This window comes from Ruegeria sp. YKSF070 (assembly GCF_059612725.1).
In genome coordinates this window covers 1-2210 of sequence record NZ_JBXWRD010000105.1, presented here as the reverse complement: position 1 = coordinate 2210, position 2210 = coordinate 1, and the positions used below count along the sequence as shown (strand labels likewise).

The 2210-nt window shown below is 61.8% G+C and carries 2 protein-coding genes; one reads left to right on the top strand and one right to left on the bottom strand.

Features of this window, described 5'->3' with window-relative positions:
* Positions 1-707, bottom strand: a 707-nt coding sequence (gene bhcR, locus AC2FL1_RS23380) for an HTH-type transcriptional regulator BhcR (protein WP_496878517.1), incomplete at its 3' end; no start/stop codon positions are given.
* A gap of 187 nt (positions 708-894) precedes the next feature.
* On the opposite strand from bhcR, the gene bhcA reads away from it, so the two are divergent.
* Positions 895-2085 (top strand): L-aspartate--glyoxylate aminotransferase BhcA, encoded by a 1191-nt coding sequence (gene bhcA / locus AC2FL1_RS23375; protein WP_496878516.1) that lies wholly within the window; start codon positions 895-897, stop codon positions 2083-2085.
* Positions 2086-2210: the final 125 nt, after the last annotated feature.

Below are 2210 nucleotides of genomic sequence, written 5' to 3'. Positions count from 1 at the left end.
ACTGAGATGCCACCGACCGCCTCGCCGGTGAAATCGGTGATCGGGGCGGCCACACAGCGCATGCCATGGGTGCGTTCCTCGTCATCCAGCGCCCAGCCCCGACGATGGATCAGGTCAAGCTCTGCCAAGAGACGCTGTTTGTCGAACAGGGTCTTCATGGTGAACTGTTCCAGCCGTGGATCGGGCAGCAGCCTGTCGATGCGGGCGCGGTCGTATTGCGACAACAGCGCCTTGCCGATCCCCGAGGCATGCAATGGCGCGCGCGTGCCGGGTTGAAAAAAGGCGCGGATGTTGGATTGGGTCTCCACCTGGCTCAGGAACAGGATCTCGCCGTCGCGCTCGATCCCGATATTGGCGGTTTCTCCGGTCATCTCCATCAGCTTGCGCAGAACAGGGCGGGCACGCTCGACCAGCGAACTGCGCAGCAGAAAGGCGGAACCCAGGCGGAACAGGTCGGGGCCGATATGCCAGGTCTGGGTTTCCGGGTCGATCTCGGTCAGGCGGCGGGTTTCGAATGTGTGCAGCGCTCGGTACACCGTCGCCGGCGCCAGGTCGAGCCGGTCCGCCACCTCTGACAGAGTCAGTCCTCGCGCCGTGGCGAGGCATTCGAGTATGTCGATGGCCCGGTCGAGCGACTGATTGGTGTTCTGCTCACTCTTGTCGGCAAAGGCCTTGGGCCGCCCTCTTTTCCGCTTTTCCGTCGCCAAACCGCTGCACTCCTGTCGATCTTTTGTTTCTGTGACGTCACATTTCGTAGAGATGAAAAACTATAAGTATATGCCAATAATGATATAAAGTCGACTTAAGTGGAAATGAAAAACATTTTCAAAAAAATTGTCAAGGGGCTGTGCCAGGTGGATGATAGAATACCGAATCCGTTGAACGAGGCACAAGATGAGTTTCCAGAACCCCGTTTTCATCCCTGGGCCGACCAATATCCCGGAAAGCCTGCGCAAGGCCTGCGACATGCCGACGATCGACCACCGGTCGCCGCTGTTCGGGCAGATCCTGCACCCGGCACGAGCGGGGGTGCAGGCCGTGCTCAAGAGCGAAACAGCCGAGGTCTTCATCTTTCCCTCCACCGGGACCGGGGGTTGGGAAACCGCGCTGACCAATACGCTGTCGGCGGGTGACGGAGTGCTGGCCGCGCGCAACGGCATGTTTTCCCATCGCTGGATCGACATGTGCCAGCGCCACGGGCTGGCGGTCGAAGTGATCGAAACTCCCTGGGGCGAGGGTCTGCCGGCGGATCGTTACGAAGAGATCCTGACCGCCGACACCGAACACAGGATCAAGGCGGTTCTGGCCACCCATAACGAGACAGCGACCGGCGTCTGCTCGGATATCGCGGCGGTGCGTCGCGCGCTCGACAAGGCGGGGCATCCGGCGCTTCTGTTCGTCGATGGGGTCAGCTCGATCGGATCGATGGATTTCCGCTTCGATGAATGGGGGGTGGATGTGGCCGTCACCGGCTCGCAAAAGGGCTTCATGCTGCCCGCCGGTCTGGCGATTGTCGGGTTCAGCCCCAAGGCGATGGTGGCGACCCGCACCGGCACCCTGCCGCGCACCTTCTTCGATGTGCTTGACATGGCCAGGGGCTATGCCAACAGCGCCTATCCCTATACGCCTGCCGTGGGACTGATGAACGGGCTGAACGAGGCGTGCAGGATGCTGCTGGACGAGGGGCTGGAGAATGTCTTTGCCCGCCACCACCGCATCGCCGAAGGGGTGCGCGCCGCGGTTCGCGCCTGGGGGCTGGACCTGTGCGCGGCCTCGCCGGATCTCTATTCCGACACGGTCAGCGCCATCCGCACACCCGAGGGGTTCAACGCCACCGAAATCGTGACCCATGCCGCCAGCAAATATGGCGTCGCGTTTGGCGTCGGGCTGGGCGAGGTCGCGGGCAAGGTGTTCCGCATCGGCCATCTGGGCAGCCTGACCGATGTCATGACGCTGTCGGGCATCGCCACCGCCGAGATGTGCATGGCCGATCTGGGACTTGATGTTCCGCTTGGGACGGGTGTTGCCGCCGCGCAGGAGTATTTCCGGTCACATAGCGCCGCCTCGGTGTTGAAAGCAGCCTGAGGGAGAGACCAGAAATGTATATCCCGACCTACGATGACATGCTTTGTGCGCATGATCGGATTGCGCCTTATATCCGGCTTACGCCGGTGCGGGTGTCGGATTATCTGAGCGAGTTGGCGGGGTGC

Coding starts and splice junctions, on each gene's coding strand:
- bhcA (WP_496878516.1), top strand. CDS start 895: ATGAGTTTCCAGAACCCCGTTTTCATCCCTGGGCCGACCAATATCCCG.